The organism is Streptomyces sp. S6 (assembly GCF_054880855.1).
This window is the reverse complement of the sequence record NZ_JBTYMC010000371.1, coordinates 1-5,844: the sequence shown is the minus strand read 5'-3', so window position 1 is coordinate 5,844 and position 5,844 is coordinate 1. Positions and strand designations below refer to the sequence as shown.

Here is a 5,844-nt window from a genome sequence, read left to right as displayed (position 1 = left end):
CGCGGGCTCGGCGCCCAGGCCCACCGCGAGGACGAGCGGTGCCTTGAAGCCGGCCGGCGCCGGCAGCTTCGTGGTCTCGCCCTCGGCGCCGGACGCGCCGAGGGTCTCCAGATCGGCGATGCGGTCGATGAGCCACTGCTCGCCGTCGGGCAGCACCATCACGTTGTCCGCGCCGATCTCGACGGCGAGACGCCACACGTCGGAGTCGTCCTGGTCGCGTCCGACGAGCACCACACCCTGTCTGCGGGTGGCGTGGCGGGCCCGGCGGGCGGCGTCGTCGCCGACCAGGATCAGCGGCGCGGACTCCCAGACCCCGCCGCCCCTCGGCAGCGAGGGGTGCACCTCGGGTGTGGCGCCGGCGGCGGCGCACAGCCGCAGCAGGTCGTCCAGCAGGCACACGTCCTCGGTGACGATGAGCGGCCTGCCCTGACGGCCCGCGGCGGTGGACGGCGGGTCGTGTGTGACGGAACCGGACACGGTTTCCTCCCCTTTCTCGTAATCGGCCGACATCGGCGGCCGGGCGGAAACCGGCCACCCCACGTCCGGAAAGCGGAACGCGGTGGAATCACGATGCGGCGATCCCGGAAATCGTGTGGATCTTGGTCGAAAACTGTGGATGAGCGGCGACCTGTGGATATCTCCGTCACCCGAACCGGTGAGTGCGTACCTTCCCTTGACGAAATCCCGACGGGGTGTCGACAAATTGCCCGGAACTCGCCGTACCGATCTCCGCAGAGCAGCCCCGCGACTACGCTCCGTGATGCTCAGCGGGCATGCGAAAGAGGCGGCCGGAGCCGCCTCGTACGGCGTGACCGCCTTGAAGAGAAGGGGAAAACCCACCCGGACATGCGACGACCCCCACCGGGGGGGAGAGTGGGGGTCGTCTCCACGGCCTGACTCGGGGGGGGAGGAGTCGGGCCGGGTTAGCACGGTCGCGAACGATCCGTGACTTCCATGGTGTACCCGAGAGCCCTCTCAGGCAAACCCACACGCCCCACCTTACGCCGAATGGGCTGCACCTATGCTCAGGGGCGTGGAAAACCACTCCTCGCCCCGGACGGCGGCCTTCTTCGACCTGGACAAGACGGTCATTGCGAAGTCGAGCACTCTCACCTTCGGCAAGTCCTTCTACCAAGGTGGTCTGATCAACCGCAGGGCCGCCTTGCGCACTGCATATGCCCAGTTCGTCTTCCTCGTGGGCGGCATGGACCACGAGCAGATGGAACGCACCCGTGAGTACCTCTCCGCGCTGGTGCGCGGCTGGAACGTCCAGCAGGTGACGGAGATCGTCGCCGAGACCCTGCACGACCTGATCGACCCGATCATCTACGACGAGGCCGCCTCCCTCATCGAGGAGCACCACACGGCCGGCCGGGACGTCGTCATCGTCTCCACCTCGGGCGCCGAGGTCGTCGAGCCGATCGGTGAACTCCTCGGCGCGGACCGGGTGGTGGCGACCCGGATGGTCGTGGGCGACGACGGCTGCTACACCGGCGAGGTCGAGTACTACGCCTACGGCCCGACCAAGGCGGAGGCGATCCGGGAGCTGGCCGAGTCGGAGGGGTACGACCTGGAGCGCTGTTACGCGTACAGCGACTCGGCGACGGACCTGCCGATGCTGGAGTCGGTGGGGCATCCGCACGCCGTGAACCCGGACCGGGCGCTGCGCCGTGAGGCTCTCGCGCGCGAGTGGCCGATTCTCGACTTCCACCGCCCGGTCCGGCTCAAGCAGCGCATCCCCTCGTTCTCCGTGCCGCCCCGCCCTGCGCTCGTCGCGGCGGCGGCCGTGGGAGCTGCGGCGGCGACGGCCGGGCTCGTCTGGTACGTCAGCCGCAGGCGGACCCCGCCGGCCTGACCTGGCCGAATGCCCCTCACTTACGGCCAAAAGCAAAGAAATACGGTCAGGACTTTCGCTCTCCCGGGTCCGGGAGTACAAAGGAAGACACGGCCCGCGAGACCGAAGGACATCCGAGAGGATCACCTGACTGACGCATTTGGCCCCACGGACCGAGCATGTGAATCGGGCACCCACGCGACGTCGACCCGTCGATTACGGGCCAGCCGCACCAGGTGACGGGCGAAGCTCCCGGCCTGATGGGCAACATTTCGAGGACGCTTGGTAACCCGGCGAACATGCCAGCGGCGGTACGAACTCTCGTACCGCCGCACTTTTTGATCCTCCACGCGCGCATGGAGGGTCGATCACGCCGCCCCGCGCTGGAGCGCCTCGCACACCGCCGTCGACTCCCGCGCCCCCAGCTCGATCGCCCGCCCGCAGTGCACGATCCACGCGCCGACGCCCTCGGGCGTGCCGGAGACGTACCCCTCCAGGGCCGCGAGATAGGCGGCCCGCCCCAGTTCCGCGTGGCCCACCTCGGCCGGGCAGATCGACTTGGGGTCGAGCCCGCTGCCGATCAGCACGATCCGCGCGGCGGCGCGGGCGACGAGCCCGTTGCGGGAGGTGAACGGGCGCAGGGCGAGGAGCTCGCCGTGGACGACGGCTGCGGTCACCAGCGCGGGCGCGGCACTGCCCGCGACGATCAGCCCGGAGAGCCCCTCCAGGCGCGCGGAGACCTCGTCGGCGCCGGGCAGCGGGAGTTCGACGAGCGGTTCGTCGACGGGTTCGCCGTCCTGCCGGGGACGTCCCGTCGTACCGTCCTGCTCAGCCGCCGCGACGAGGTGCAGCCGGGCCAGGACGCGCAGCGGCGACTGGCGCCAGACGGACAGCAGTTGGCCCGCCTCGGCGCTCAGCCTGAGCGCGGCGCCCACCACGCGCGCCTGTTCGTCGGCGCCGAAGTCGGTGCGCCGGCGGACCTCTTCGAGCGCCCAGTCGGCCCCGGAGAGCGCGGCCGAGCCGCGTGCCCCGCGCAGGGCGGCCTCGGAGGTGACGGCGGTGCTGCGGCGGCGCATGACCCGGTGCCCGTAGACCCGGTCCACGGCCTTGCGCACGGACTCCACGGACTCGGCCACCCCGGGCAGCGTGCCCAGGGCGACGAGGGGATCGGCGGTCGCGCCTGTCGTACTCATGAGTACGACAGTAGCCACCCCGGGGGCGCACCCCTCGAAGGAGTGGTCTTCTTCACGGATCCCTGCCACGTAAAGCCATCACACCACTACCCTTCGTGAACATGAAAATTGCTTTCGTCGGGAAGGGCGGCAGCGGCAAGACGACGCTCTCCTCCCTGTTCGTCCGGCACCTGGCCGCCTGCGGCGCACCCGTGATCGCCGTCGACGCGGACATCAACCAGCACCTGGGGCCCGCGCTCGGCCTCGACGAGGACCGGGCCGCCGCGCTGCCCGCCCTCGGTGAGCACCTCCCGCTGATCAAGGACTACCTGCGCGGCGACAACCCGCGGATCGTTTCGGCCGAGACGATGATCAAGACCACCCCGCCCGGCGAGGGCTCCCGGCTGCTGCGGGTGCGCGAGGACAACCCGGTCTACGAAGCCTGTGCGCGGAACGTGGAACTCGACGGCGGCGCCGTCCGTTTGATGGTCACGGGCCAGTTCACGGACGCCGACCTCGGGGTCGCCTGCTACCACTCCAAGACGGGAGCGGTGGAGCTGTGTCTCAACCATCTGGTGGACGGCCCGGGTGAGTACGTCGTGGTGGACATGACGGCGGGTTCGGACTCGTTCGCGTCCGGGATGTTCACCCGCTTCGACATCACGTTCCTCGTCGCCGAGCCGACCCGGAAGGGGGTCTCCGTCTACCGCCAGTACAAGGAGTACGCCCAGGACTTCGGCGTCGAGCTGAAGGTCGTCGGCAACAAGGTGCAGGGCCCGGAGGACGTCGACTTCCTGCGCGCGGAGGTCGGGGACGACCTGTTGGTGACCGTCGGGCACTCCGACTGGGTGCGCGCCATGGAGAAGGGCCGCCCGCCCCGGTTCACGCTCCTTGAGGACGCCAACCGCGCGGCCCTGGAGCTGCTGCGGGCGACGGCCGACGCGTCGTACGGGCGCCGCGACTGGGCCCGGTACACGCGCCAGATGGTGCACTTCCACCTGAAGAACGCCGAGTCCTGGGGGAACGCGCGCACCGGGGCCGACCTGGCGGCGCAGGTCGACCCCGGGTTCGTGCTCGGCGAGGGCGTCGCGCTTACCGCGTGACGGTGGCCGCGGGGGCCCCGGGGACGCCCTTCGGGGCGGGCGCCGGGCGGGCGGTCAGGAAGGCCGTCCAGCCCTGCTTCGGGGCCTCGCCGACGTCCAGGGTGCGGAGCTTGTCCAGGACCTTCGGGTCCTGGGCGTCGAGCCAGTCGGAGAGCTGGCGGAAGGAGACGCAGCGGACGTCGGGCTTGTTGCAGACGCGCTCGACCGTCTCCTCGACGGCGCGCATGTAGGTGCCGCCGTTCCAGGACTCGAAGTGGTTGCCGATGATCAGGGGCGCGCGGTTGCCGTCGTAGGCGCGGCTGAAGCCCTTGAGGAGGCCGTCACGCATCTGGTCGCCCCAGTACTCGCGCTTGTCGGGGTCGCCCTGGGTGGTGGTGCCGGACTGGTTGACCATGAAGTTGTAGTCCATGGTGAGCTGCTCGTAGGAGTGGCCGGGGAACGGCACGAGCTGCATGGACAGGTCCCACAGCCCGTCCTTCTTGCCGGGCCAGACCTGGTTGTTGACGCCGCTGGTGTCGTAGCGGAAGCCCAGTTCGCGGCCGGCCTTGCGGAAGTTCTTCTGGCCTTCGAGGCAGGGCGTGCGGGCGCCGACCAGCTCCTTGTCGTAGTCGAAGGGCAGGGGGGCCGCCTTCGTCATCCCGGTGTTGGTCTTCCAGGTCTTGACGAATCGTTTGGCCTGGGCGATCTCGTCCTTCCAGTCGTCCACGGACCACTCGCCGACACCGCCGCCCTTGCCGCAGAAGTGGCCGTTGAAGTGGGTGCCGACCTCGTTGCCCTCCAGCCAGGCCAGGCGCAGTTGCTTGACGGTGTCGGCGATGCCCTGCTCGTCGTTGAAGCCGATGTCGGAGCGGCCCGGCGAGTGCTGCGGCGGCCGGTAGAGGTCACGCTTGTCCTCGGGCAGCAGGTACACGCCGCTGAGGAAGTACGTCATCGTCGCGCGGTTGGCCTTGGCGACGCCCCGGAAGTGCGAGAACAGCTTCTGGCTGTCCTCGCCGGCGCCGTCCCAGGAGAAGACCACGAACTGCGGCGGCTTCGCGCCCGGCGCGAGCCGCTCAGGGCGGGGCAGATGGGGCTGGGCTCCGGTGTAGGAGGTGGACCCGTCCCCGATGAGGCGTACGACGCTCTTCGGCGCCGCCGGAGCGGCGGGCTTGGCCTTCTGCGGGCCCCGGGCCCCTTCGTTCGCGGCGTCGGGGTTCCCGCCCGCGCAGCCGGCGAGGGACGTGGCGACGGCCGCGGCGAGCACGGCGCACGCGGCGATCCTCTGGGTGGCGGCCATCTGATTCCTTCTCTTCCGGGGACGAGGTGGGCCGCCGGGGCGAGCCGGCGGCGCCGTCACGGTCGCACGGGACCGGGAAGGAATTAGTACGACAAGCCGATCAAAGAATTACGTCATCCGCAAGGGTGATTCACTCGGCCGATTGCTCTCATGTTCTATTCCCGCTCTTTACTCTGCATTACGATTCGTTTACCGAGCGTTACCTCCCCGCCGCTGCCGAGGAGACGGGAACAACATGTTCGCCTGTGCACCGACCCGACCGTCCGACTCCTACGACCCCGCCGGTTCCCACCGGCCGCACAGCCCGCCGCCGCGCCGCCGCTTCCACCTCGCGGGGGCGGACGTGTCGGCCTCGATCGCGGTCTTCCTGATCGCGCTCCCCCTCTCCCTGGGCATCGCGCTGGCCACCGGCGCCCCGCTCCAGGCCGGCCTCGTCGCTGCGGCCGTCGGCGGGCTCGT

Annotated in this window: 5 protein-coding genes and 1 pseudogene; 3 read left to right on the top strand and 3 right to left on the bottom strand. The window is 70.1% G+C overall.

The features are described from left to right. Positions 1–477, bottom strand: a pseudogene (locus ACVNF4_RS31420) (hypothetical protein); the annotation flags it as partial. A gap of 544 nt (positions 478–1,021) precedes the next feature. On the opposite strand from ACVNF4_RS31420, the gene ACVNF4_RS31415 reads away from it, so the two are divergent. Continuing rightward, positions 1,022–1,855: an HAD family hydrolase gene (locus ACVNF4_RS31415; protein ID WP_461806278.1), complete on the top strand. Its 834-nt coding sequence runs from the start codon at positions 1,022–1,024 to the stop codon at positions 1,853–1,855. A gap of 347 nt (positions 1,856–2,202) precedes the next feature. Here ACVNF4_RS31415 and ACVNF4_RS31410 read toward each other — a convergent pair whose 3' ends face one another. After that, entirely contained in the window at positions 2,203–3,027 is an 825-nt protein-coding gene (locus ACVNF4_RS31410; protein ID WP_461806277.1) for a Fic family protein, read from the bottom strand. A 101-nt stretch (positions 3,028–3,128) separates the two neighbouring features. Here ACVNF4_RS31410 and ACVNF4_RS31405 point away from each other — a divergent pair, with 101 nt between their 5' ends. After that, the gene (locus tag ACVNF4_RS31405) at positions 3,129–4,109 is read left to right on the top strand and encodes an ATP-binding protein (protein ID WP_461806276.1); all 981 of its coding nucleotides are present in this window, start codon (positions 3,129–3,131) and stop codon (positions 4,107–4,109) included. Here the strand turns inward: ACVNF4_RS31405 and ACVNF4_RS31400 are convergent. Then, positions 4,099–5,385 (bottom strand): polysaccharide deacetylase family protein, encoded by a 1,287-nt coding sequence (locus ACVNF4_RS31400; protein ID WP_461806275.1) that lies wholly within the window; start codon positions 5,383–5,385, stop codon positions 4,099–4,101. The genes ACVNF4_RS31405 and ACVNF4_RS31400 overlap by 11 nt on opposite strands. A 235-nt stretch (positions 5,386–5,620) precedes the next feature. Here ACVNF4_RS31400 and ACVNF4_RS31395 point away from each other — a divergent pair. Further along, on the top strand, positions 5,621–5,844 hold a 224-nt coding region (locus ACVNF4_RS31395), incomplete at its 3' end, for a hypothetical protein (protein ID WP_461806274.1).